Here is a 22,501-nt window from a genome sequence, read left to right on the forward strand (position 1 = left end):
TCAGTGCCGGTTGGTCAGTGCCGGTGGGTCGGCGCGGTTGGTCAGCGCCGACCGAACCCGCCGACCGAAGCGCCGACCGAGCCCACTGATCGAAGCGCCGACCGAGCCCGCCGACCGAACCCGCCGACCGAGCCCACTGATCGAAGCGCCGATCGGTCAGCGCTGAGCGCGACGCAGCAGGGCGGCGGCGAGCAGTCGGCGTTCCGCGCCGGCGGTCTGCGGCCGTTCCTCACCCTCCAGCGCGAGCCGGACCAGCGGCCACAACCGGTGCTCGGCCTCGGCCAGGCGGGACAACCGCGCCTGGTCCTCGACCGCGAGCCGGTCGTCGTTCCGCATCAGCAGCACGGCCGCGAACTGCGCGATCCGCCGCAACTCGTGCTCGGTGATGTGGTCCAGCTCCGCCTGCCGCGCGGCGATCCGCCCGACCCCGACCCCGACGCCCGCGGCGGCCAGGCCGCGTAGTCCGGGCAGGCCGTCGGCCAGGCGCGGCACCTGCCAGCCGGTGACGTTCGCGCCGTGCTGCCGGTAGGAGTGCAACGGCCGGTCGACGAACGAGATCGTGCCGACGGACAGCGCGGTCGCGGCGATCCACTGGTCGTGGTACGCGCTCAGCGTCCCCGGTGGCAGCGGCAGCACCCGCTCCCGGACCAGGTCGGCGCGCACCATGCTGGCCGCGCCGGTCACCGTGTTGAGCAGCAGCAGCTGTTCGAGATCGGTGAACTGGTTCACGCGGTTCGCCCACACGCTCTCCGCGACGACCTCGCCGATGCCGTCCACCAACCGCATGTCGCAGTAGGCGAGCTGGACGGCCGGGTCGGTGAAGCGGGAAACCAGCACGGCGAGCTTGTCCGCGTCCCACAGGTCGTCCTGGTCCGACAACGCGACCAGGTCCGCGTCCGCGGGCACGAGTGACAGCGCGCGCTCGAAGTTCCGGTAGAAGCCGACGTTCTCGTCGTGCTCGACGATGACGAACCTCGGGTCGTCGCCGACCACGTCGCGCAGCACCGCCACGCCCTCGTCGCCGGAGCCGTCGTCGCTGATCACGCACACCCAGTTCGGATGCGTCTGCGCGCGGATCGACTCGACCTGCTCGGCGAAGTGGAGCCGGGGCGCGCGGTAGGACGCCAGGCAGATCGCGACCCGCGGACCGTCGGCCGGCCAGCTCACCTCGACCGGGGCCGTGTCCGTGTCCGAACTGCGCCCGCGCACGGCGGGCAGCTCACGCCGGAGCGTGGTGCCGTCGACCAGCGTGACGACGAGTTCCAGCGGCACCAGGCCTTCGCGCACCGGCACCCGAACCCGGAAACCGCTGTTCGGCTCACCACCGATCGCCGCGGCGACGTCCGGCCGGGGATGGCCGGTGGTCGCCGGGCACCTGCGCCCGTCCGCGACCACGGCGACCTGGCGCACCGGCACATCGGCGTGCGCGGCCCAGCCCTCGAGGTCGATCACCTGGCCGCGGCCGACGTTCACCGTCGCGGGCACGTCCACCGCGTACATCAGCCGGTCGTCCCGTCGGCTGACCGGCCGCACCCGGCTCGCCAGCAACGGCGTCACCGCCGGCACGCGCTTGCCGACGCGGCGCAGCACACCGTCCGGCTCCTGCCCGCCACGGCCGAGCAACAGGTCACGCGTGCCGCGGGCGAGCCGTGCCGCGGGCCACAGGAAGTCCTCGCCCGCGCGCACCAGCGCCGACGACGTCAGCCGGTCCAGCTGCGCGCGCAGCCGTGCGTTCTCCGCGGCAAGCTCCTCGGCGGCCGTGCGCTGCGCGGCCAGCTCCCGGTCCACCTCTGCCCGCTCGGTTTCGGCGGACGCCAGCTCCATGAGCGCCCGGCCGAACTCTTCGTCCACCCGGGCGACCTCGGCACGCAGCCGCCGTTCCGCCTCGGCGTGCTCCTCGCGCAGCGCGCGGACCGCGTCCATCAGCGATTCGGTCGGCGCGCCGACCTCTTCGCGGGCCTCGTCGACCTCGCGGTGCGCGTCGGCCAGGACGTGACGCGTCTCGGCGACCTCGCGGTGGGCCTGGGCCGCCACCTGCTGTGCCTCGGCGAGTTCAACCGCCAGCCGCTCGCGGTCGGCGACGAGCGCGCGGACCTCGTCCAGGCCGCCGCGCTCCCACAGCCGCATCCGGCCCGGCGCTTCGACGTCGGTGTCCAACGCGGCCCGCACGTCGGTCGCGCGGGTGCCGCTGACCAGTTCCTGGAGGGCTGCCTCGGCGTCGATCAGTTCCGACCAGCGCGAACGGGCCGCGTCGTCCAGCCCGATCAGGGTGGCCAGGTGGACCACCAACTGCCGGATGGACGTCTCGGCGGGCCACGGGTGGGCCGCGCCGCAGCGCAACACCTCACGGGTGAACTCGACCAGAGCGCGCACGAGCACCAGCTCGGCGTCCACGCCGACGCCCGCCCGCCACTCCAGGTCGATCCGCCGGGGGGTGCCGTCCGGCAGCACGATCACGTTGCCGGGGTGCACGTCCAGGCAGTCCGGCGGCAGCACCGGCACGTCCGGGCGGCCGGGGAGGAACGGGTGGGTCTCGTCGTCGGCGAATGGCCGCGCGTCGACAGTGCAGCAGGCACGCCACTGATCGAGCAGGTCACGCGTCGTGTCGAGGTCGTGCTCGGCCAGCGCGTCGAGCAGCAACCGGTCCAGCGGCGCACCCGACAGCAGCGGCTCGTCCGCCGTCGGCTCCTGGCGCAGCCACCCGGCCGCGCTTCCCGTCCGGTGCGACTCGGCCAGCCGGAGGTCTTCGGTCAGCCGACGCGAACGCCGCCACTCCGGCAGCCTCTGCGCGTTGACCAGCCACCCCAGATCGGGGCGCGCGGCCTTGGCCACCGCCTCGGGCGTGCGGCCCGCGATCACCAGGAACGACGGCGCGACCGACGCGCCGAAGCCGTTGGCCACCGCCTGCCGGTGCGGCGACCGCACCGCGACCGCCGCCGACGAGCCGCGGAACACGCCCAGCAGCGGGTCGCGGACCAGCTTGTCCACCACGTCCGACGCGTCGGCGAGGTCGTGCACCCGCTCGTCGAGGATCACCCTCGGCAGCTTGTAGTCCGGGTACGGCAGCAGCCAGCGCTGCGCGGTCAGGCCGGCGTCCGCGAGCATCGCGTGCAACCGCGCCTTGCTCCACGTCTTCGCGCCCGGCGCCGGGTAGTCGGCCAGCCCCATCCACGCGGCGGCGTGGTGGTCCTCCGGCTGGCCGAGCAGGTAGCCGATGCCGAGCTGGTTCTCGATCGCGATGACCACGACACCGTCGTCGGCGAGCGCGTCGGTCACGTCGGCGAGCATCGCGGCGGGGCCGTCGCCGTAGACCGGCGAGTACTCCAGCACCCCGCACAGCAGCGCCAGGTCGAACGTGCCGTGGCGGCTCAGACCGGACGCGTCGCCCGCGACGATCCGCACGTCCGGCAGGTCGCGGCAGCGTTCGGCCGCCGCGGCGGCGCGCGACGGCGTGCCCTCCACACCGACGACCCGCGCCCCGGTCTCGCCGAGGGCGCGGGTGAGCACGCCGCTGCCGCAGCCGATGTCCAGCACGCGCAGGCCGTCGTGCACGTTCAGCGGCGCGAGCAGCGCGGTTCGCTGCGGCGAGAAGTGGTAGGTCAGCTCCCAGTCGGTGAGGCCGGCAGCCAGTTCGGCCGAGCCGGCGCTCACGTCCTGGGCTGCGCGGAGTCGGGTGAGGACCTCGTCCTCGGCGCCGTCCGCGTACTCGGGTCCGCCGTCCATCAGCTGATCGGGAACTCCTTGACGACCGTGCCGCCGAACTCCTGGAACTTCTTGATCAGTTCCTTGTCGTCGACGCCGATCGGCGTCTGAACGGTGCCGATGCGCACGACCTTCGTGCCGGTGACGTAGACGCAGCGGTAGAAGCCCGGCTGGCCCTTGCGGACCAGCTGGTGGACCGTCGAGCTCTGCGGCATGACGCCCTTGGCCCCGGGCACCATGCCGGCCTTCGTCTGGAGCTGGACCAGCGCCTCGGCCAAGGCTTCCGCCTTGTCCGCGTCCTCGGCCTCGAACACCGTCGTGTCGTGGGTGAACGCGGCCGCGGTGCCGCCCTTGAAGCTCACCTCGGTGATGCCCGCGGCTTCCACGGCGGTGGCTTCCTCGGCGGTGAGGATCTTCGCCTCGACCGCCTCGGCCACCGGCACGACGCCGTTGGCCGGGTTCGGCGTGCCGGGCGGTGCGGGGATCAGGTCGATGGGCGGTTCGGTGGTGGTCGTGGTGGGCGCCGCGCTGGAATCGGTACCTGCGGAGGTGGTCGTCCCGCCGCCGGCGGACGTCGAGGATTCGCGGATGCCGAAGAACCAGATCGCGCCGCCGATGAGGGCGATCACGAGCACGACGCCGACGATGGCGAGGACCTTCTTGCCGCCGCCGCCGGACGTTTCGTCGAACACCTCGGGGCCCTGGCGCAGCCAGCTGTCGCCGGACGTCGTCGCCCACGGCGCGGACGTGTCGCCACTGCCCCACGGCGAGGCGGGGGGCTGCTGCGCGGAGAACCCGTGGGGCGGCGACGGCTGGCCGTACTGCGGCTGCGGCTGCATGCCACCGCCGGGGACGACCTGCGTGCGGTCGACGTCCTGGGGCGGTCGCGCCGCCGGTCTGCCACCGGACACGACCTGGGTGGCGTCCGGGTTCGGCGGCTGGCCCTGGCCGGCGTCCGGTGCGACCGGCCGCAGGTACTGGGTCGCGCTGTCCGGCGGCTGCTGCCCCTGCTGCTGGGCCGGCGCCGTGGGCGGGTTCGCCTGCCACTGCTGCTGAATCGGCGGAACGGCATGAGCCGATGCCAGCACCTGGTCGCGGCGCGTCCGGTACTCGTCGGCCGAGACTCGGCCGGACGCAAGCTCCTCATCCAGCTTGCGCAGCTCATCCTGCCAGTTCACGCCGGCAGCCCCTTTCTGCGGTTCATGCGATCGTGGCCATTGTGCACGGGTCGTGACATGGCCGGGTCGGGCACCACCAAGTCGTGATGCGCCGCACCACCGACGTTGCCGGGCATTGCTCTGGTCGGCTCAGCGTTCCCGGCCGCGGACCCGGTCGTAGCGGGTCAGCGCGTGCACGGCGGCCTTGCGCAACACTGGCACCACCCGCTGTGACGGCGAGGGCCGGGGTGGCGCGACCGGCTCGGGCGCCGCACGGCGGGAGCGCCAGGTCGCGTGCGCCTCGACGACGCGTTCCCGCACCCAGTCGGCGGTCACCTGGAAGTTCCACTGCCTGAGCAGCTGCTCCCGGGCCTTCAGCCCCTGCTCGGCGGCCCGCACCGGGTCGTCGGCCACCTCGCGCATCGCCGCCGCCGCCGCGTCCAGGTCGGGGTCGGCCCAGTGGGCGTCCGGCGGGTACGGCGGCGCGCCCGGACCGACCGCCGTCAACCGGTACGGCACCGGCCAGGCGTGCTCCGCCGGGACGAACTCGGCCGTGCCGGAGTAGTCGGTGCTGATCACCGGCAGGCCCAGCGCGATCGCCTCGGCCACGGTGAACCCGTAGCCCTCGGACCGGTGCAGCGACACGTAGCAGTCGGTGCCCGCGTACAGGTCGTGCAGTTCCTCGGTGGTCAGGTACCGCTCCAGCAGCGCGATCCGGCGGTCGCCCGCCACGGCGGCCCGCAGCCTGGCCAGCTCGACCGGGTGCTGCCCGCCGTTGATCGCCTTCACCACGAGTTCGACGTCGTCGCGGCCCGGGAACGCCCGCTGGAACGCCTCGACCAGGCCGAACGGGTTCTTCCGCGCCGCGACGCTGTTGAAGTCCATGGCGAACAGGAACCGCACCGGCGCCCCGGGCTCGCGGCGTGACCGGTCCACGGCGGCGGTCGGCCGCACCGGCATCGGGATGACCCGCACCGGTTTGTCGGTGTGCGCGGCGATCGCGGCCCGGCAGAACTCGCTGATCGTCCAGACCTCGTCCACGCAGTCGAACTCGTGCATCACCGACGGGAAGTCGTCCAGCTCCCACGCCCACACGCCGATCCGGTACCGGTCGTGGCCCACCTCGGGGTGCTGCTCCAGCACGCTGCGGACCAGGTCTGCGTTCACGCACAGCACGCTGACCGGGAACTCGGGGCGGCCGACGTCGTCCGGCTGGTCGATGTCGGTGCGGTTGGCCACGAACCAGTCCTCGACCACCGACGCCACCGGCACGTCCGCCCGGCTGAGCGCCTGGTGGATCACGCGGGCCAGCTCGCCGACGCCCAGCACCGCGGTCAGGTGGCCGACCAGGTTCACCCCGAACCGGTCGTTCGGCGGCTGCGGCGCCACGTCCGGCCCCGGCGCGGCCCACTCGGGCAGCAGGCCTTCGGTGATCGCGGACGTGCGGCACCAGTGCGCGAACCCCGGCGACCTCGGCTGCCCGAACGCGCCTTGCAGGTCGACCCGGTGGTACCAGATCGCGGCGGTCAGCCGGCTCAGGCCGTGCTGGGGGGTGGGCTCGGTGAGCCAGTCGCGGAACGCCTTGCCGGAGAACGCGTGCGGCGGCACGGGCGCGGGCTTGCGCGGTGCGCGCGACGCTCGGACACCCGCCCGGTAGAGCTCGCGCATCAGCGTGGTGATGGGCGAGCCGTCCGGCAGCTCCTCCAGCCACGACGGCAGGAGGTCCCCCTTCGCCAGGCGGCCCGCTTCGTTCAGCCGCTCGGCGTAGTCGGCCGTCAGGTCGCGCAGTTCCGGGCGGTCGGACAGCAGGGTGGCCGGGCGGTTCGCGCACAGCTCGCTGAGCACCCAGGGCGTGTCCGGGTCGAAGCCGAACAGGTCCACGACCTTCGGCCGCACGCCCACCCGTTCGAACGCGTTCCAGGTGGTGAAACCGATGGCCGGGTCGGTCACGGTGGTGCGCGGGAAGTGGCTGACCACCCGGTCGAACCACTCCTGGTCGGAGAACGCCTCGCGGTCGAACCGGATCGCGCGGTAGCCCAGCACCGCCTCGATCCACAGCTCCGCGAGCTCCGGCTCGGTGACCGTCAGGAAACCGGGGTTGTGCACGCCGGCGCCGATCAGGTTCGCCTCGTCCGTCTCGGCGTCGCGGCCCGTCACCGGGTGCAGGAAGTGCGGTGCGACGGTCAGCCCGGTCGCCTCCGGCAGCGGTGCGAGCACGAGGCTCGTCGGGCTCAGGTACGTGACGGACGGCGCGTCGGCCAGCAGGGTGCGCAGCAGCCACGGCTTCACCGCGGCGGCCAACTGCGGCGGCGTGTGCGCGGTGGCCAGCGCCAGGAACTCGTCCTTGGTGAGCCCGAACCGGTCGGGGCCCAGGAACGTGATCCCGTCCTCGGTCTGGACGCCGTCCGCGCCGTCGATCACGGCGATCGCGAACCGGTGGCCCGGGTGGTGCTCCACGTAGGAGCGGGCCAGCACGGTCGCCGCGGCCAGCCCGCTCTCGGGCGTCACGGTGAAGGCGATCGGGGCGTTCATGGGTTCGTTGTCACCTTCTGTCGCTCGCGCTTGCGGAACCACTGGGCGATCGGGTTCTCCACGAAGCGGTACAGCAGTTCGGACCCGACGGCGACGGCGGCCAGCGCCACGACCAGCGCCACCCAGAAGCCGGTCGTCGGGGTGAGCAGTTCGAGCACCGGGAAGCCGAGCGGGATGTGCAGCAGGTAGGTCGCGTAGGTCCGCTTCGCCGCCGCGCCGATCCACGGCTTGCGCACCAGCGGGGTGTCCAGCCGGGTGGCGAGCAGCACCACGAGCACCAGGATCAGCAACTGGCGCGGGAACTCGTCCTCGGGAGGCCACACCTCGCTGCCCAGGTCGGCCCGGATGAACAGCAGGAACTGCACGACCCCGCACAGGACGCCGGCGGCGGCCGGGATACGACCCGCCCGCACCAGGGTGATGAGCTGGCCGATGAAGAACAAGGGGAGGAACGTCACCACCATGCGGAACCCGATCGCGGGCGGCCCGCCGTTCGCCGGGATCACCGCCAGCAGCACCGACACAAGCGCCACCGACATCGCGGGCGGCAGCCACGGCCACCGCTTGAGCAGCGGCATCGTGCCCGCGACGTACAGGTAGAAGAACATCTGCACGACCAGCGTCCAGGTGATCGCCAGGACGGACGACGTGGCGGGGACGAAGAGGTTCAGCAGCGCCATGTTGAGCGGCAGGTCGTCGAGGTCGGGCGGGCGGTTGGCCGTGAGCAGGCCGTTCGAGACCAGGACCCACGCCAGCGCCACGGCGACCCACATGGCGGGCAGGAGCCGCACCGCACGGCGGACCATGAACTGGCCGGGGGTCTCCTTGAACGCCACGTGCGTCACGACCATGCCGCTGATCAGCAGGAACGTGCCGACCCCGACCCCGAACAGGGTGATCGGCCGGTAGAGGTGCAGCGGGCCGCTGACCAGGCCGTCCACGGCCCGGCCCACCGGGAAGTCGTGGCCGTTGAGGCGCAGCCAGTTCGCGTAGTGGGTGAAGATGACGGCGAGCGCGGCGAGGATCCGGATCAGGTCCAGGCCGTGCATGTACTTGGTGTTGGACGTCGGGGTTCGAACGTCCGGCGTGGTGATCGTCATCGGCGGCGGCCCATCCAACCCAGTGCGGCGGTCGCGCCGAGCGTGGTCAGCACGCCGGCGACCGCGGTCGACGCGTGCATGACCGCGAACCCGAACACGCCCTGGAGGAGCGCGAGCCAGATCGCGTTGTCGGCGAGCCACCCCACGATCCGGTTCTCCGCGATCTTCGCGGCCGTCGGACCGGCGAACACGACCGCCGAGGTGAACAGGAGGCCCGCGTACACGGCGGCCACCGGGTACCACCACCTGGCGAGTTCGACGGGGTACTGGTGCTCCGCCAGCACGAACAGCGACCACGCGGCGGGTGCGAGGAGGAACTGGAACCGGCCGCGCAGCGCCACCACCTGACCGATCACGACGACACCGGAGAACGCCGCGACGGTGGCCGCGCGGTGGTCGTGGTCCACCAGCAGGATCGCGGTCGCGGCGACCGCGATGTGCAGGGCGGGGACGACCACTCGGGCGTTGCCGGTGAAGCGGCGGATCAGCGCGCCCGTCGCCCACGCGAGCAGTTCCAGCAGCACGATCCAGCCCAGCGGCACCAGCAGCGGCTTCACCGCGATGAGCTGGCTGACCAGGGTGAGATTGCCCACCAGCGTGAGGGGTGACGTGTGGTCGGCGGACGGGACGGTCCAGATCGTCGCGCCGAGCGTGACCATCCCGGCCGCGAGCAGCACCGTGACCGCGAGCGGGAGGTACGTCAGCACGACGCGTCGCACGGAGGGTTTGCGGGTGACGCTCTCGTAGCCGGCGGCGGCCAGCAGCAGCATCGCGCCGAGCGGGCCGAAGTCCTCGCCGAGGCCGAGCGGCCGGTTCACCAGCTCCCGGACGGCCGCCAGGTCGCTGTTCATCCCCACTAGGTAGCCGTAGACCAGCAACACCGCGCCGGCCGCGCGCAGCAGGACGACGGCCGGCGTGGTCGTCGTCGGCTCCTCGGTCGGTGCTTCCGGGGACGTGGCCACGGTGGTCATCGGCCCTCCGCCGGGCTCAGGGCGAGCTGCCGGTCGGTCAGTTCGGAGATCGAGGACGTGCTGTCGGGGCCGTAGCCCTCTACGCGGAACACGTCGTTGCCGCGGATGTAGTGGCCGTGGAAGACGTTGTCCTGGTGGCGCATGAGCAGCCCCGGGTGGTTCGTCGGCCGCAGTTCGTGACCGCCCTGCTCGTACAGCCGGTCGATCGCGGCCAGGGCCGGTCGCGGGTCCGCGCGGGCGGTGAACCGCCACACACCCAGGGTGGTGCCCTTGGCGTCGCGGGTGATCCGGCCGGTCATCCGCACCACGCCGTGGTCCGCGAGGAGCTTCACCTCGGGATCGGTCAGCACACCGGAGCCCAGGAACTTCGCCGGCGTGGCCTCCAGCTCGAACACCAGCGGGTTCGGCGGGGTGACCAGCAGGTCCGGCAGCGGCTCGACGTAGGGCAGGCGAGGGGTCGGATCGGCCGCCACGGCCACCGGCGCGGCACGCGGCCCGTCCGGCCTGGCGACCCAGGCTCCGACCGTGACCGCGCTCAGCAGCACGAGCACGATGATGACGGACGCCGGCTTCACAAGTACTCCCCCAACGGTGGTGTGCCGGGTCATTATCGCTGATCAACCACGTGCCCTGAGCCGCGTACGATCGATGCCATGGCGTGGTTCGGGCGTGACAAGAGTCAGATGGTCGCACAGGTCGACGCGCTCCCGGGCAGGAACGAGCCCATGGCCGTCCCGGACCGGCACGCGGTCTTCCCGGACCGTGGGATCAAGCCCCCGTTCCCCGAGGGGTTGGAGACCGCGGTCTTCGGCATGGGGTGCTTCTGGGGCGTGGAGCGGATCTTCTGGCAGACCGAGGGCGTGCACACGACGGCGGCCGGTTACGCGGGCGGTCACACGCCGAACCCGACGTACGAGGAGGTCTGCTCCGGTCTGACCGGGCACACCGAGGTCGTGCTCGTCGTGTTCGATCCCGCGGTGGTGTCGTTCGAGGACCTGATGCGGGTGTTCTGGCAGGGCCACGACCCGACGCAGGGGATGCGCCAGGGCAACGACATGGGCACGCAGTACCGGTCGGCGGTGTACTGGACGTCCGACGCGCAGCGGCAGGTGGCGGAGGCGAGCCGGAAGGTCTACCAGGAGGCGCTGAACGGCGCCCGCCACGGCGAGATCAGCACGGAGATCGCGCCCCTGGGGGAGTTCTACTACGCCGAGGAGTACCACCAGCAGTACCTGTCGGACGCCAAGAACCCGAACGGCTACTGCGGCGTCGCCGGCACCGGCGTCTCGTGCCCGATCGGCCTGAACCTGTAGCCGCCGTCACGATGGCCGCGAGCGTGATCCGCCGTCACTTCCCGTAGTGGTAGCGACAGGCGGCGATCCTGATCTCGTCGCCCTCGACCTTGTACACCAGACGGTGCTCGTCGGTGATCCGGCGTGACCAATACCCCTGGAACCCGTGTTTCAGGGGTATTGGCTTGCCGATGCCCTCGTTGCCGTGACGACGGATGTCCTTGATCAAGTCGTTGACGCGCTTGAGGACCTTCCGATCCTCGGTCTGCCACCACAGGTAGGCGTCCCACGCCTGCGCGGCCCACACGCGCCTGCCTGGTCATGTCCGCTTCGACCAGGCGAAATCCGGTGGACCGGCCACTTAGGATGTGGGAGCGCTCCCCCGCACGGCGTGGTGTGGGTTTTTCGTGGCCCCCGGTTTCAGGAGCTTCCGCACCATGCCCGATGGTCCGCTCGACCACCGCTACCGCGGCGAGCACCCCGTCCGCACCCTCCTCTACCTCTTCCGCGAAGACCGCACCCACCTCCTCCTCGGCGCGGGCGCCTTCTTCGTCAAGCACAGCCCCACCTGGCTGACCCCGGTCATCACGGCCCACGTCATCGACGTCGTCGTCGAGCGCAAACCGCTCATCGGCATGTGGCTCGGCGCGGGACTCCTGCTGGTCATGCTGGTGCTCAACTACCCGTTCGCCGTCCTCTACACGCGCTGGTGGTACGGCAGCGCCCGGCGCATGGGCATGCGGATGAGGTCGGCGCTCAGCCGGCGCATGCAACAGCTGTCCATCGGCTACCACGCCCGCGTCAGCGCCGGCGTGTTGCAGACCAAGGTCATCCGGGACGTCGAGGCCATCGAGACCTCCACCCAACAGGTCGGCGACCAAGGCCTCTCGGCGGTCGCCATGTTGACCGGCGCGCTGGTGGTCATCGGACTGACCGTGCCCGCGTTCCTGCCGGTCTTCCTGCTCGTCGTCCCCGCCGCCGCAGTCCTCGTCATGTGGCTGCGCGGCCGGCTGCGCGAGTACAACGAGTCGTTCCGCCACGAGGTCGAGCAGCTGTCGTCCCGGGTCGGCGAGATGACCACCCTCATCCCGATCACCCGCGCCCACGGCCTGGAAAGCACCGCCCTCAACCGCATGGACGGCACGCTCCGACAAGTCCTCGCCGCGAGCCTCAAGCTGGACGGCCTCAACGTCCGCTTCGGCGCCCTCGCCTGGATCCTGCTCAACGCCCTGGGCGTCGGCTGCCTGGCCGGCTCCGCCCTCGCCGCCTACCACGGCTGGCTCGCCGTCACCCCCGGTGACGTGGTCATGCTCAGCGCCTACTTCGCCTCGCTGACCGGCGCGGTCACGATGCTGATGAGCCTCACCCCGGTGATCAGCAAGGGCCTGGAGTCGGTGCGGTCGCTCGGCGAGGTGCTGGAGGCGCCCGACCTGGAGCACAACGCCGGCAAGGCGCACGTCGATGTCGTCCACGGCGGCGTGCGGTTCGAGGACGTCGCGTACACCTACCCGGAGGCCACGCGGAGTTCGATCAGCGACTTCACCCTGGACGTGCGGCCGGGCGAGACGATCGCGCTGATCGGCGCGTCCGGCGCGGGCAAGTCCACGGCGTTGAACCTGGTCATCGGCTTCCTCCGGCCGACCGAGGGTCGGATTCTGCTGGACGGTGTCGACATGGAGACACTGGACCTGCGCAGCTACCGGCAGTTCGTCTCGGTCGTGCCGCAGGAGTCCATCCTGTTCGAGGGCACCATCCGGGACAACGTCACCTACGGCCTGGACGACGTGCCCGAGGACGTCGTCCGCCAGGCCCTCGCCGACGCCAACGCCCTGGAGTTCATCGACCGCCTGCCGACCGGCCTGGACACCGTGGTCGGCGACCGCGGCGCACGGCTGTCCGGCGGCCAGAAGCAGCGGCTCGCCATCGCCCGCGCCCTGATCCGCGACCCGAGGGTGCTCGTGCTGGACGAGGCGACCTCCGCGCTGGACAACAAGTCCGAGGCGCTGGTGCAGCAGGCGCTCGCCCGACTCGTGCACGGCCGGACCGTGTTCGTGGTGGCGCACCGGCTCACCACGATCCGCAACGCCGACCGCATCGTGGTGATGGAGGACGGCCGGATCGCGGAGATCGGCTCGCACGACGAACTGCTCCGGACGGACGGGCTCTACGCCCGCGCCCAGTCCGCGTAGCCCAGTCCGCCTGGCCCGGTTCGCCTAACCCACGCCGGTTTCAGTTCCTCTTGGTGAGCAGGGTCGGGCCGACGATCCGCCGCGCGATCCGGCGCAGTCGGCTGCGTGGCTTCGCCGGTTCGGTCGGCTTGGCCGCGGCCGGTGCGGCCGGTGCGCCTGGTGCGGCAGCGGGGGCCGGGGTGGGGTCGGGAGTCGGTTCCGCGACGGGCGCGGCGGCTGCGGGCGGGACAGGGGCGGGGAGCGGGACAGGAGCGGCGGGAACGCCGTTGACCGAGCCGTTGCTCGCCCCGTTGCTCGCCCCGTTGACCGAGCCGTTGCTTGCCCTGTTGACAGCGCCGTTGACAGCGCCGTTGGTCGTGGCACTCGGCGGGCCGGGCACGACGTGGCCGTTGGTCGGCGGCCTCCCGGGCTCGAACGCGCTCGCAGACGCCGGAACCGGCGGGATGTTCGTCGCGGTCATCGGTTCGGTCGTGGGCCAAACGGGATCGTGGGTGGCGGCGACGGGCTGGATGCGGACCGTTGGGGTGTCGTTGCTTCGCTGGGTCTGAGTGGGCACCTGGCTGGACGTCACGCCTCGATCTTGCCAAAACACGCTGTGTGATCCAGTCCCGGGGAAGTTCGGGTGCGGGGGAATCAGCAGAAGATCAGCCCGCACTGCTTGCGGGTCGTCGTGGTCGTGGTCGTCGTCGTGGTGGGCCGCCGCGTGGTGGTCGTGGTCGGCCGCACCGCGGTGGTGGTCGTCGTGGTGGTGACGCCCGTGGTGGTCGCCGCGGTGTCCGTCGTCGTGGTCGTCGTGCTCGACGCGGTGGTGGTCGTGGTCGAGGAGCTGGACTGCGACGACGACGACGACGAGGACGAACTGACGCCGGTCACGGTCACCGTCCGGCTCGGTTGGCCGCTGCGCTTGACGACCACGATCTCACCGCCGTTCGGCGGCGGCAGGCCCTGCGGGGACTTCGCCACGGCCGCCTGGGACACGAGGAGCGCCGCCAACGCCGCGCCTACCAACGCGCCGAAGGCCAGCCGTCCGGAACCACCCAGCGCGGTGAGCATCCACAACGACTACCGGCCTCACCCGGTCGGGTCAAATCCTTCGGGACATCTGGTACCGGCCCGACACTTCGGGTATCAGGCCGGTACCAGAGTCATCGGGTCACGCCAGGGTGGCGGTCAACGTGATCTCGGTGCCCGTCAGCGCCTGGCTGACCGGGCAGTTCTTCTTGGCGTTCTCGGCAGCCGCCGCGAAACCCTCGGCGTCGAGGCCGGGCACGACCGCGGTGACGGTCAGGTGGATGCCGGTGATGCCGGTGCCCGGCTGGAACGTCACCTCGGCCGAGGTGTCGACCTGCTGCGGCGGGGTGCCCGCCTGCGCGAGGCCGTGCGACAGCGCCATCGAGTAGCAGGACGAGTGGGCGGCGGCGATCAGCTCTTCCGGGCTGGTCTTGCCGTTCGCGGCCTCGGCGCGGGACGGCCAGCTCACGTCGAACGTGCCGATGCCCGACGACTCCAGGGCGACGCTGCCCTTGCCCTCCAGCAGGTTGCCTTCCCAGTGCGTGGTCGCCTTGCGGGTGGTGGCCATGTCTGCAACTCCGTCTTCGATGAGGAAAACCCTTCGGGATCAACCTAATGGGCATCATCGGCGGGCGCCGCAGGACGTGATCGACGTGCGCTGTGACCGGGAACGCACGAAAAGACCCCCGGTGCGTGCACCGGGGGTCTTGTAAGAGCGGATGACGAGACTCGAACTCGCGACCCTCACCTTGGCAAGGTGATGCGCTACCAACTGCGCTACATCCGCCTGTTGCGGAGAACTATACCGGACGTTCAAAGGTGGTTTCGACAGGGGGGTTGCCCGCCAGGGGCCCCGACTCGGCCAACAGCCGGTCGACCTCGGACAACCGCTCCTTGGACCACCGCCACTCCCACAGCGGCCGGACCCGGTCGACCACCTCGGCGGGCAGCCACGGCGCCACCTCGTCGCACAGCTCCCACTCGTCGAACACGTGCTCGTAGAAGCTCACCACGGACGCGTCGGACAGGAACCGCTCCGGCTGCCGGAAGCACCAGTGCGCGAACCCGTACACCCGGCCGAGCACCTCGCGGTCGCCCTCCCGGTGCGCCTCCAGCGCGAGTTGCCACAACTCGGACAGGAACACGTGGCAGGACCACGACTCGCGCTCGACAACGGCGCTCAGCTCGGGGAGGAGGGCGGAAGCCCTTGTGCGCCAATCGACCACGCGGCAGGAGGTTACCCGCCGCGGCCGCCGTTGCCGCCCGGTCGCCCATCACCTGACGCCCACCCGTGACCGCCCCGTCACCGACCGCTAGCGCCCGATTGCGGTAGTCAGGTGCCCTGGCTAGCCCGAACGGCCCACGCCGTCCGTAGGGTCTTCGGTATCGGCTCGCTATCACTTCGGCCCGGAATCAGCCGACTGTGGCATCTTGACCACTGGACCACAGGCGGGTGGGAGGTGCCGGGCGGGATGGCGGACGATGCCGATTTCGACCGGGAACTGCTCGCCAGGCTCAGGGCGGGTGACGACGGCGCGTTCGGCGAGCTGTTCACCCGGCACGCGGACGCCGTCCGCAGGTTCGCCCTCCGGCACGTGCGCGAGCACGCCGAGGCCGACGACCTGACCGCCGAGGCGTTCTTCCGGGTCCTCCAGGCGATCCGCCGGGGCAACGGCCCGACCGACCACGTCCGCACCTACCTGCTGACCGTCGCACGCCGGGTGGCGTGGGAGTGGAGCGCGCGGCGGCGGGACGTGCCGGTGGAGGACGACGAGCTGAGCCGCCGCGTCGAGCCGTTCCCGGACGTCACGGCGAACCGGCCGGAGCACGCGCTGATCTCCCGCGCGTTCACCAGCCTGCCCGAGCGGTGGCGCACGGTGCTGTGGCAGGTCGAGGTGGAGGGCGAGCGGCCCGCCGCGGTCGCGCCCAACTTCGGCCTGAGCCCGAACGCGATGGCCGCGCTGGCCCGCCGTGCCCGTGAAGGGCTGCGCGCGGCGTACTTGCAGGCGCACCTGGCCGAGGACGCCGGGCCGCGCGCGTGCAGCTCGGTGGTCGCCAAGCTCGGCGTGTACACGGCCGGCGGGTCGCAGGGCGGCGAGCAGAAGCGCATCCGCAAGCACCTCCAGACGTGCGCCTCGTGCAACGCGCTGCACGCCGAGCTGGCCGAGGTCTGCTCGACGCTCCGGGCGCACGCGGCGAGCATCGCCGTGCCGGTCGCCGCGACCGCGTTGCTCGCACCGGCCGTTCTCGGCCCGACGGCGCTGGGTTCCGCGGTGATGAGCAAGGCCGCGCTCCTCACCGGCCGGGTGAAGCTGGTGTTCGCCGCCGCCGCCTCGGTCGCCGCCGTCGGCCTGTTCGGGATGGTGGCCGGCACGTTCACCGGCGCGCCCGGTCCGGGCCTGGTCCAGTCCGGTCCCGACGGCGCGCCCGGCGAGAACGTGCTGGCGCTGTGCTCGACCGGCCCGACCACGACCGTGACCGGCACGGCGACCAGCGCGACGTCCCCCGAAGCCCAGCACGTCGTGCACACGAAGACCGTCCAGCCGAAGCGCTCGGCGCCGACGACCACGTCCGGTGCCGCCCTGGCCGCACCCCCGACGGGCACGTCGACGTCGACCGTCCCGGCCGAACCCCGCACCCTGCCGGTCGGCACGGCGTCGTCCGCGATCACCACGTCCCAGCCCGGCCCGGAGATCCTGATCAGCACCACCGGGACCACCACGGCGACCAGCACGGTCACCACCACCGACACGGCCAAGACGGACGAACCGCCGCAGCCGACCGCCACCACGACGACCGTGGTCCTCAAGCCGACGCCGAGCCGCCTCGACCCCGCGTGACTGCGGGGTTCACCCACGAGGTGCAAGACTTTGCCGGTAGCGTGGGAAACGCTGAGTGATCGCTCGACGTCTTGAGGAGACGGTGATGACGCGGCTGGTGCGCGGCGCGGACGGCCGGATGTGGACGGTGCGCAGTCAGATCGAGTGGCGCAACCCGTCTGCCGACGCCGACTTCGAACACGATGTGAGCGGCGGTTACGGGCCGGGCGTGCTGATGCTCGCGATCGTCGTCGTGATGGGCGTCGTGCTGGTGTCCTGGACACCGACGGACGTGGTCGTGCCGGGGTGGCTGATCCTGGCGCTGATCCTGGTGTTCCTGTTCTTCCCGGTCCGCTGGGCGGTGCGCCGGCCGTGGCGGGTGGCCGCCGAGTCGAAGAAGACCGAGGAGCTGCCGCCGGAGCGCTGGGTCGGCTCGGTGCGCGGTTTCCTGACCGTGCGCAACGAGGTCGCCAACGTGGCCCGCAAGATCGAGATGTACTCGCTGCCCGACCTGGACGGTCCGCTGCAACCGGTCGACTGATCGCCCTCGCCGGGTGACACTGTTCGCGTGCCGGAACTCCCCGAGGTCGAGGCGCTCGCCCACCACCTGCGCGAGCACGCCGTCGGACGACGTGTGCACCGGGTGGACGTCGCGTCGTTGCAGGTGCTGAAGACGTTCACGCCGCCCTGGACCGAGCTCCAGGGCCGCGAGGTCACGGGCGCGGGCCGGTTCGGCAAGCACCTCGACCTGGACTGCGACGGCCTGCACCTGGTGGTGCACCTGGCGCGGGCCGGGTGGCTGCGCTGGTCCGAGCACCTGTCGGCGGCGCCGCCCAAGCCGGGCCGCGGTCCGCTGGCGCTGCGCCTGCACCTCGGTCCGCCGGGGGAGGGGCCGGGGTTCGACCTGACCGAGGCCGGCACGAAGAAGGGCCTGGCCGCGTGGGTGGTGAACGACCCGGCGGACGTCCCGGGCATCGCCCGGCTGGGGCCGGACGCGCTGTCGGTCACGCGCACCCAGCTCGAAGACCTGTTCGCCGGCCGCACCGAGCGGCTGAAGACCGCGTTGACGGACCAGACGCTGATGGCGGGCGTCGGCAACGCCTACTCCGACGAGATCATGCACACGGCCAGGCTGTCGCCGTACGCGACGGCGGGGAAGCTGCCCGCGGAGGCGTTGGACCGGCTGCACGAGGCGCTGGTGGGCGTGCTGAACGACGCGGTGGCGCGGTCGGTCGGCCAGTCGGCGGCGACGTTGAAGGGCGAGAAGCGGTCCGGGCTGCGGGTGCACGCGCGGACCGGTCTGCCGTGCCCGGTGTGCGGTGACACGGTCCGCGAGGTGTCGTTCGCGGACAAGGCGTTCCAGTACTGCCCGAAGTGCCAGACAGGCGGCAAGCCGCTCGCCGACCGGCGGCTGTCGCGGTTGCTCAAGTAAGAGTGCACACGGTCGTGTGGCTTAGGCCGTTCGTCGGCTGAGCCCGCCGATCGCGGGTAGTTCCTCCAGGTGTCAGACCGACCACTTGGAGGAGTCATGAACCAGCGTCTCGCCGCCGCGTTGATCGGGGTCACCATGGGGCTGGCCACGTTCGCCGGATCGACCATCGCCGTCTCGGCCGCCGCGCCGGAGGCGAAGGAACCGGCGGTGCTGAACCAGGACGAGGTCTCGAAGGTGATCTGCCGCGTGTTGAAGGACCTGGACCTCTTCGACCACCCGGCGCTCGAACACCTGGTGAAACAGCTGGGGTGCAAGAAGTCGGGCGGCCCGACCTCGACCACCACCACGACCACCACGACGACCTGACGCGGTCGACGGCTGCGGCGTGAGTGATCGGAGCGCACGCACTCTCCGTGATCGTTACACCCGCGGATCACCCGATCGGGTAAACAGACCGCCACGGTTGCCGCCAATTCATCGGATGGGCCTGTCTCACCGGTCCCATCCCCTTGCCTATGGGGCCACCACGGAACAGCATGGACGCCGTGCGGGACCTCCTGACCGAGCGCGCTGTGCTCGGCCTCATCGCGAGCCTGGCCGTCCTCGGCCTCTTCGTGATGCTGTGCCGTGCCCGCCGTGTGAGCACGTCCGTCGAGGACGCCGTGATGGACATGCTGCACCGCATGTCCAAGGCGTCGGCCGACCTGCGCGAAGGCCTGACCGAGGACGCGGCCAACAAAGCCACTCCGCACCTGCGCGAGATGCTGCGGTGCGTCGCGGTCGGCATCACCGACCACGAGGGCACGTTGCTGTCGTGGGACGGCGGCGCGAACGACCACTACGAGTTTCTTCGTACCTACATCGAGCGAGCCATCGGGGAGGGACACAAGGAGCACGTCGAGCACCGCAAGCTGGACTGCGAACTGCCCGGCCCGTGCTCGCTGCACACCGCCGTGATCGTGCCCCTGGTGGTGGAGAACGAGGTCGCCGGCACGCTGATCGTGGTCAGCGGCGTGGCGAACAAGCGGCAGATCCGGATGGCGGAGGAGACCGCGCGGTTCGTCTCCACGCAGCTGGAGCTGGAAGTGCTCCAGAAGTCGCGGCAGGCGTTGGCGCAGGCCGAGGTCCGGGCGCTGCGGGCGCAGATCTCGCCGCACTTCGTCTACAACGCGCTGAACACGATCTCGTCGCTGATCCGCACCGACCCGGCGCACGCGCGCGAGCTGTTGCAGGAGTTCGCCGAGTTCACCCGCTACTCGTTCCGCACCGACGGCTTCTTCACCACGTTGTCCGACGAGCTGAAGAACATCCACCGCTACCTGACCATCGAGCAGGCGCGGTACGGGCCGAGGCTGAACGTGCGGCTGAAGGTCGCGCCCGAGGTGCTCCAGGTCGTCCTGCCGTTCCTGGTGTTGCAGCCGTTGGTGGAGAACGCGGTCCGGCACGGGCTGGCGAAGAAGCCCGGCGGCGGTGAGCTGACGATCATCGCCGAGGACAACGGCGCCGAGGCGCTGATCTCGGTCGAGGACGACGGTGTCGGCATGGACCCGGACCGGCTCTTCGAGGACCTGAAGGACGCCCACCAGACCGGGGCGCACGTCGGCATCGGCAACATCAACCACCGGATGCGCGCGGTGTTCGGCGACGACTACGCGCTGGTCGTGGAGACCGCGCCGGACGCCGGCATGAAGATCATCCTGAAGATCCCCAAGTACCGGCCGGGCGTGCGGACGAACCTGCCCATCGTGCCGCCACGGCTGGAGGACACCACCGAACAGCCCGTCGTGCGCGCCTGACGATCAGGCGGCGGCGATCGCCAGCACGGTGACCATCATGACCGCGCAGACGCTCCACGCGACCCACATCCAGTAGACGTGCATCGCGGTCGGGCCGTCCGCGTTCTGCCTGCCCCGGACGTCCCACCACTCGACGTAGCGCTCGAGCCAGCGGATCGGGTTGAACGTCACCGCTCGATGTTAGCCGTGTCCGCCGGTGCTTCCAGGGTGCACCGGACGTGGGAGCCCACGTAAGGTCGAAGCCATGAGCGTCACGGACAAGATCGCGGCCCGGCTGCCCAGGATCGTGAGCGAGCGGACCGAGCGCGGACCCGTCGTGGCCGCCGTCCGCCTGCACGGCGTCATCACGCCGACGCCGACGCCGATGGCCCGCAACACCATCAACATGCAGAACGTGGAGAGCGCGCTGACCCGCGCGTTCGAGCACGACCGGCTGGTCGCCGTCGCGCTGCTGATCAACTCGCCGGGCGGCGCGCCGACCCAGTCGGCCCTGGTCGCCGAACGGATCCGCGAGCTGGCCGCGAAGAAGAAGGTGCCCGTCCTGGCGTTCTGCGAGGACCTGGCGGCGTCCGGCGGCTACTGGCTGGCCTGCGCGGGCGACGAGATCTACGCGCACGGCACGTCCCTGGTGGGCTCGATCGGCGTGGTGAGCGCGGGTTTCGGCCTCAACGGCCTGATCGAGCGCTACGGCGTCGAACGGCGCGTGCACACGGCGGGCGAGAACAAGGTCCGCCTCGACCCGTTCAGCCCGGAGAAGGCGGAGGACGTCGAGTGGCTGAAGGGCCTCCAGGCGCAGATGCACGAGCAGTTCGCCGCCTGGGTCAGGGAACGCCGCGGCGCGAAGCTCAAGGGCACTGACGACGAGCTGTTCAACGGCGAGGTGTGGACCGGGGCGAAGGCGCTCGAACTCGGCCTGGTGGACGGCGTCGGCACCATGCGCGGCATCGTCGCCAAGCGCTACCCGGGCGCGGAGATCGCGATCGCCGAGCCGCGCCGACCCCTGCTCGCCCGCCTCGGACTCGCCGGCGCGACCACCCGATCGGGCGACTTCCTGGTGGAGGGGTTGGCGGCGCTGGAAGAGCGGGCGCGCTGGTCGCGATTCGGCTTGTGAGGTCACGGCCTCGCGCCCGTCCGGCAACCGGCGTAGACAGCGACCCCACCGGGTCGGCAAGATGCGCGGCACAGTGAGTACCCCAGTGAGCAATCGCGCGGACAACACCGGCCTCCTCGTTCTGGCGGTGGACGACGAGGCACCCGGTCTGAGCGAGATCAAGTACCTGCTTGAGAGCAGCCCGCACATTCGGCGTGTGCTCACGGCCTTCGACGCGGCCGAGGCACTGCGCATCCTCCGGGGTGACTACGACGTCGAGGTGATGGACCGCACCAGGGCGGGGCTACCGCCGGTCGACGCCGTGTTCGCCGACATCAACATGCCCGGCCTGAGCGGCACGGATCTCGCGCGCGTGCTCGGCGCGTTCCGCGCGCCACCGGCGTTGGTGTTCGTCACGGGGGTCGAGCACTCGGAGGCCGTGGTGGCGTTCGAGGTGGGCGCCTTGGACTTCGTGACCAAGCCGATCAACGAGGACCGGATCAACAAGGCGATCTCGCGGGTCGTCGAGCGGGTCGCGGCGACACCGGCGGTCACCCCAGAGCCCACCGCGGCGGAACCGCAGGACGACGAGGTGATCCCGGTCGAGCTGGGTGGCACCATCAAGCTCGTGCCCCGGGCCACCGTCCGCTACGTCGAAGCGCAGGGCGACTACGCGCGCCTGCACACCAGCGACGGGTCGAGCCACCTGGTGCGCATCCCGTTGGCGCAGCTGGAAGAGCGCTGGGAGAACGCCGGGTTCGTCCGGATCCACCGCTCGTTCCTGGTGGCGCTGCCGCTGGTGACCGAGCTGCGGATGACGTCGAACGGGTACGCGGTGGTGATCGGCTCCGGCGACGGCGCGAAGGAGCTGCCGGTCAGCCGGCGGCACACGCGTGAGCTGAAGGAGAGGATCGTGCGTCCCCCCAAGAGCAGTTGGGGATGACCAGGCACTCCGGCCCTCCCGGCCAACCGGATCAGCCGCAGCCGGGCGAACGCGATGCCTGGCTGTCGGTGTCGGCGCGCAAGAACCGCCGCCGGCGGGTGGTGCTGGCGGACCCGCGCGGACGTGGGCGCGTGCTGCGCACGATCATCGAGCTGGAGGAGCAGACCAGCGTCGGCGAGAAGCTGATCCGCGACCTGATCCGGCAGCAGCTGCGCACGGGTCTGCTGCTGGGCGGCGGCACGCTGCTGTTCCTGGCGTCGATGCCGGTGGCGTTCTACCTCCTGCCGGGGCTGTCGGACGTGCAGCTGGTGGGCGTGCGGCTGCCGTGGTTACTGCTCGGCCTGCTGCCGTTCCCGCTCTGCTACGGCGTCGGCTACGTGTACCGGGGGATGGCGGAGAGGCATGAGCAGGACTTCGTGAATTCGGTGGACCGGTGATCCAGACACCGTGGAGCCTGGTGCTCGTCG

The 22,501-nt window shown here is 71.4% G+C and carries 22 protein-coding genes and 1 tRNA gene; 11 read left to right on the plus strand and 12 right to left on the minus strand.

What is annotated here, in order from left to right:
- Positions 1 to 156: 156 nt before the first annotated feature.
- The 6 genes from F4560_RS45785 to F4560_RS32805 form a co-directional block, all read right to left on the minus strand.
- Positions 157 to 3,723, minus strand: a complete 3,567-nt coding sequence (locus F4560_RS45785) for a glycosyltransferase (RefSeq protein ID WP_184926737.1) — start codon at positions 3,721 to 3,723, stop codon at positions 157 to 159.
- Complete coding sequence (locus F4560_RS32785) at positions 3,723 to 4,880, minus strand: hypothetical protein (RefSeq protein WP_184926739.1); 1,158 nt, start codon at positions 4,878 to 4,880, stop codon at positions 3,723 to 3,725. The genes F4560_RS45785 and F4560_RS32785 overlap by 1 nt, the downstream gene beginning before the upstream one ends.
- Positions 4,881 to 5,009: 129 nt before the next feature.
- The gene (locus tag F4560_RS32790; protein ID WP_184926741.1) at positions 5,010 to 7,391 is read right to left on the minus strand and encodes a glycosyltransferase family 4 protein; all 2,382 of its coding nucleotides are present in this window, start codon (positions 7,389 to 7,391) and stop codon (positions 5,010 to 5,012) included.
- Positions 7,388 to 8,491, minus strand: coding sequence for an acyltransferase family protein (locus F4560_RS32795; protein ID WP_184926743.1), 1,104 nt, complete (start codon positions 8,489 to 8,491; stop codon positions 7,388 to 7,390). The genes F4560_RS32790 and F4560_RS32795 overlap by 4 nt, the downstream gene beginning before the upstream one ends.
- Entirely contained in the window at positions 8,488 to 9,462 is a 975-nt protein-coding gene (locus F4560_RS32800; protein ID WP_184926745.1) for a hypothetical protein, read from the minus strand. The genes F4560_RS32795 and F4560_RS32800 overlap by 4 nt, the downstream gene beginning before the upstream one ends.
- A complete protein-coding gene (locus F4560_RS32805) occupies positions 9,459 to 10,037 on the minus strand; it encodes a hypothetical protein (RefSeq protein WP_184926747.1) in 579 nt (192 codons plus the stop codon). The genes F4560_RS32800 and F4560_RS32805 overlap by 4 nt, the downstream gene beginning before the upstream one ends.
- A 78-nt stretch (positions 10,038 to 10,115) precedes the next feature.
- Between F4560_RS32805 and msrA the strand changes: the two genes are divergently transcribed.
- Positions 10,116 to 10,775, plus strand: coding sequence for a peptide-methionine (S)-S-oxide reductase MsrA (gene msrA / locus F4560_RS32810; protein ID WP_184926749.1), 660 nt, complete (start codon positions 10,116 to 10,118; stop codon positions 10,773 to 10,775).
- A 34-nt stretch (positions 10,776 to 10,809) separates the two neighbouring features.
- On the opposite strand, the gene F4560_RS32815 is transcribed toward msrA, so the two are convergent.
- Positions 10,810 to 11,061, minus strand: coding sequence for a Txe/YoeB family addiction module toxin (locus F4560_RS32815; RefSeq protein ID WP_184926751.1), 252 nt, complete (start codon positions 11,059 to 11,061; stop codon positions 10,810 to 10,812).
- A 130-nt stretch (positions 11,062 to 11,191) separates the two neighbouring features.
- On the opposite strand from F4560_RS32815, the gene F4560_RS32820 reads away from it, so the two are divergent.
- Complete coding sequence (locus F4560_RS32820) at positions 11,192 to 12,943, plus strand: ABC transporter ATP-binding protein (RefSeq protein WP_184926753.1); 1,752 nt, start codon at positions 11,192 to 11,194, stop codon at positions 12,941 to 12,943.
- A 53-nt stretch (positions 12,944 to 12,996) separates the two neighbouring features.
- Positions 12,997 to 13,491, plus strand: coding sequence for a hypothetical protein (locus tag F4560_RS32825; protein WP_184926756.1), 495 nt, complete (start codon positions 12,997 to 12,999; stop codon positions 13,489 to 13,491).
- An 85-nt stretch (positions 13,492 to 13,576) separates the two neighbouring features.
- On the opposite strand, the gene F4560_RS32830 is transcribed toward F4560_RS32825, so the two are convergent.
- The 4 genes from F4560_RS32830 to F4560_RS32845 form a co-directional block, all read right to left on the minus strand.
- Positions 13,577 to 13,996, minus strand: a complete 420-nt coding sequence (locus F4560_RS32830) for a hypothetical protein (RefSeq protein WP_184926758.1) — start codon at positions 13,994 to 13,996, stop codon at positions 13,577 to 13,579.
- A gap of 100 nt (positions 13,997 to 14,096) precedes the next feature.
- On the minus strand, positions 14,097 to 14,522 hold the full coding sequence (locus F4560_RS32835) for an OsmC family peroxiredoxin (protein WP_184926760.1): 426 nt from the start codon (positions 14,520 to 14,522) through the stop codon (positions 14,097 to 14,099).
- A gap of 146 nt (positions 14,523 to 14,668) precedes the next feature.
- Positions 14,669 to 14,741 (minus strand) — tRNA-Gly (locus tag F4560_RS32840).
- 13 nt (positions 14,742 to 14,754) lie between these two features.
- The gene (locus F4560_RS32845; RefSeq protein WP_184926762.1) at positions 14,755 to 15,180 is read right to left on the minus strand and encodes a DUF7674 family protein; all 426 of its coding nucleotides are present in this window, start codon (positions 15,178 to 15,180) and stop codon (positions 14,755 to 14,757) included.
- A gap of 246 nt (positions 15,181 to 15,426) precedes the next feature.
- On the opposite strand from F4560_RS32845, the gene F4560_RS32850 reads away from it, so the two are divergent.
- From F4560_RS32850 to F4560_RS32870, 5 genes are all read left to right on the plus strand, one after another.
- Entirely contained in the window at positions 15,427 to 16,794 is a 1,368-nt protein-coding gene (locus F4560_RS32850; RefSeq protein WP_184926764.1) for a sigma-70 family RNA polymerase sigma factor, read from the plus strand.
- Between the two features lie 85 nt (positions 16,795 to 16,879).
- Entirely contained in the window at positions 16,880 to 17,314 is a 435-nt protein-coding gene (locus F4560_RS32855; RefSeq protein WP_184926766.1) for a DUF983 domain-containing protein, read from the plus strand.
- Positions 17,315 to 17,341: 27 nt separating this feature from the next.
- Entirely contained in the window at positions 17,342 to 18,205 is an 864-nt protein-coding gene (locus tag F4560_RS32860) for an Fpg/Nei family DNA glycosylase (RefSeq protein WP_184926768.1), read from the plus strand.
- A 96-nt stretch (positions 18,206 to 18,301) separates the two neighbouring features.
- Positions 18,302 to 18,571: a hypothetical protein gene (locus F4560_RS32865; protein ID WP_184926770.1), complete on the plus strand. Its 270-nt coding sequence runs from the start codon at positions 18,302 to 18,304 to the stop codon at positions 18,569 to 18,571.
- A 170-nt stretch (positions 18,572 to 18,741) separates the two neighbouring features.
- Positions 18,742 to 20,001 (plus strand): sensor histidine kinase, encoded by a 1,260-nt coding sequence (locus F4560_RS32870; protein WP_184926772.1) that lies wholly within the window; start codon positions 18,742 to 18,744, stop codon positions 19,999 to 20,001.
- A gap of 3 nt (positions 20,002 to 20,004) precedes the next feature.
- Here the strand turns inward: F4560_RS32870 and F4560_RS32875 are convergent, their stop codons facing one another.
- Positions 20,005 to 20,172 (minus strand): hypothetical protein, encoded by a 168-nt coding sequence (locus tag F4560_RS32875; protein WP_184926774.1) that lies wholly within the window; start codon positions 20,170 to 20,172, stop codon positions 20,005 to 20,007.
- 73 nt (positions 20,173 to 20,245) lie between these two features.
- On the opposite strand from F4560_RS32875, the gene F4560_RS32880 reads away from it, so the two are divergent.
- The 3 genes from F4560_RS32880 to F4560_RS32890 all read left to right on the plus strand — a co-directional run bounded on the left by F4560_RS32880 (position 20,246) and on the right by F4560_RS32890 (position 22,471).
- Positions 20,246 to 21,112: a S49 family peptidase gene (locus tag F4560_RS32880; protein WP_184926776.1), complete on the plus strand. Its 867-nt coding sequence runs from the start codon at positions 20,246 to 20,248 to the stop codon at positions 21,110 to 21,112.
- Between the two features lie 61 nt (positions 21,113 to 21,173).
- Complete coding sequence (locus F4560_RS32885; RefSeq protein ID WP_184926778.1) at positions 21,174 to 22,034, plus strand: LytR/AlgR family response regulator transcription factor; 861 nt, start codon at positions 21,174 to 21,176, stop codon at positions 22,032 to 22,034.
- Complete coding sequence (locus tag F4560_RS32890) at positions 22,031 to 22,471, plus strand: hypothetical protein (protein WP_184926780.1); 441 nt, start codon at positions 22,031 to 22,033, stop codon at positions 22,469 to 22,471. The genes F4560_RS32885 and F4560_RS32890 overlap by 4 nt, the downstream gene beginning before the upstream one ends.
- Positions 22,472 to 22,501 lie beyond the last annotated feature (30 nt).

The sequence above is a fragment of the Saccharothrix ecbatanensis genome (genome assembly GCF_014205015.1).
GTDB classification, from domain to species: Bacteria; Actinomycetota; Actinomycetes; order Mycobacteriales; family Pseudonocardiaceae; genus Actinosynnema; species Actinosynnema ecbatanense.

Bases quoted from the DNA above. Each gene is read 5' to 3' on its own strand.
- F4560_RS45785 (WP_184926737.1), bottom strand. From the start codon at position 3,723: ATGGACGGCGGACCCGAGTACGCGGACGGCGCCGAGGACGAGGTCCTC.
- F4560_RS32790 (WP_184926741.1), bottom strand. From the start codon at position 7,391: ATGAACGCCCCGATCGCCTTCACCGTGACGCCCGAGAGCGGGCTGGCC.
- F4560_RS32795 (WP_184926743.1), bottom strand. From the start codon at position 8,491: ATGACGATCACCACGCCGGACGTTCGAACCCCGACGTCCAACACCAAG.
- F4560_RS32800 (WP_184926745.1), bottom strand. From the start codon at position 9,462: ATGACCACCGTGGCCACGTCCCCGGAAGCACCGACCGAGGAGCCGACG.
- msrA (WP_184926749.1), top strand. From the start codon at position 10,116: ATGGCGTGGTTCGGGCGTGACAAGAGTCAGATGGTCGCACAGGTCGAC.
- F4560_RS32820 (WP_184926753.1), top strand. From the start codon at position 11,192: ATGCCCGATGGTCCGCTCGACCACCGCTACCGCGGCGAGCACCCCGTC.
- F4560_RS32830 (WP_184926758.1), bottom strand. From the start codon at position 13,996: ATGCTCACCGCGCTGGGTGGTTCCGGACGGCTGGCCTTCGGCGCGTTG.
- F4560_RS32835 (WP_184926760.1), bottom strand. From the start codon at position 14,522: ATGGCCACCACCCGCAAGGCGACCACGCACTGGGAAGGCAACCTGCTG.
- F4560_RS32850 (WP_184926764.1), top strand. From the start codon at position 15,427: ATGGCGGACGATGCCGATTTCGACCGGGAACTGCTCGCCAGGCTCAGG.
- F4560_RS32855 (WP_184926766.1), top strand. From the start codon at position 16,880: ATGACGCGGCTGGTGCGCGGCGCGGACGGCCGGATGTGGACGGTGCGC.
- F4560_RS32865 (WP_184926770.1), top strand. From the start codon at position 18,302: ATGAACCAGCGTCTCGCCGCCGCGTTGATCGGGGTCACCATGGGGCTG.
- F4560_RS32870 (WP_184926772.1), top strand. From the start codon at position 18,742: ATGGACGCCGTGCGGGACCTCCTGACCGAGCGCGCTGTGCTCGGCCTC.
- F4560_RS32880 (WP_184926776.1), top strand. From the start codon at position 20,246: ATGAGCGTCACGGACAAGATCGCGGCCCGGCTGCCCAGGATCGTGAGC.
- F4560_RS32885 (WP_184926778.1), top strand. From the start codon at position 21,174: ATGCGCGGCACAGTGAGTACCCCAGTGAGCAATCGCGCGGACAACACC.
- F4560_RS32890 (WP_184926780.1), top strand. From the start codon at position 22,031: ATGACCAGGCACTCCGGCCCTCCCGGCCAACCGGATCAGCCGCAGCCG.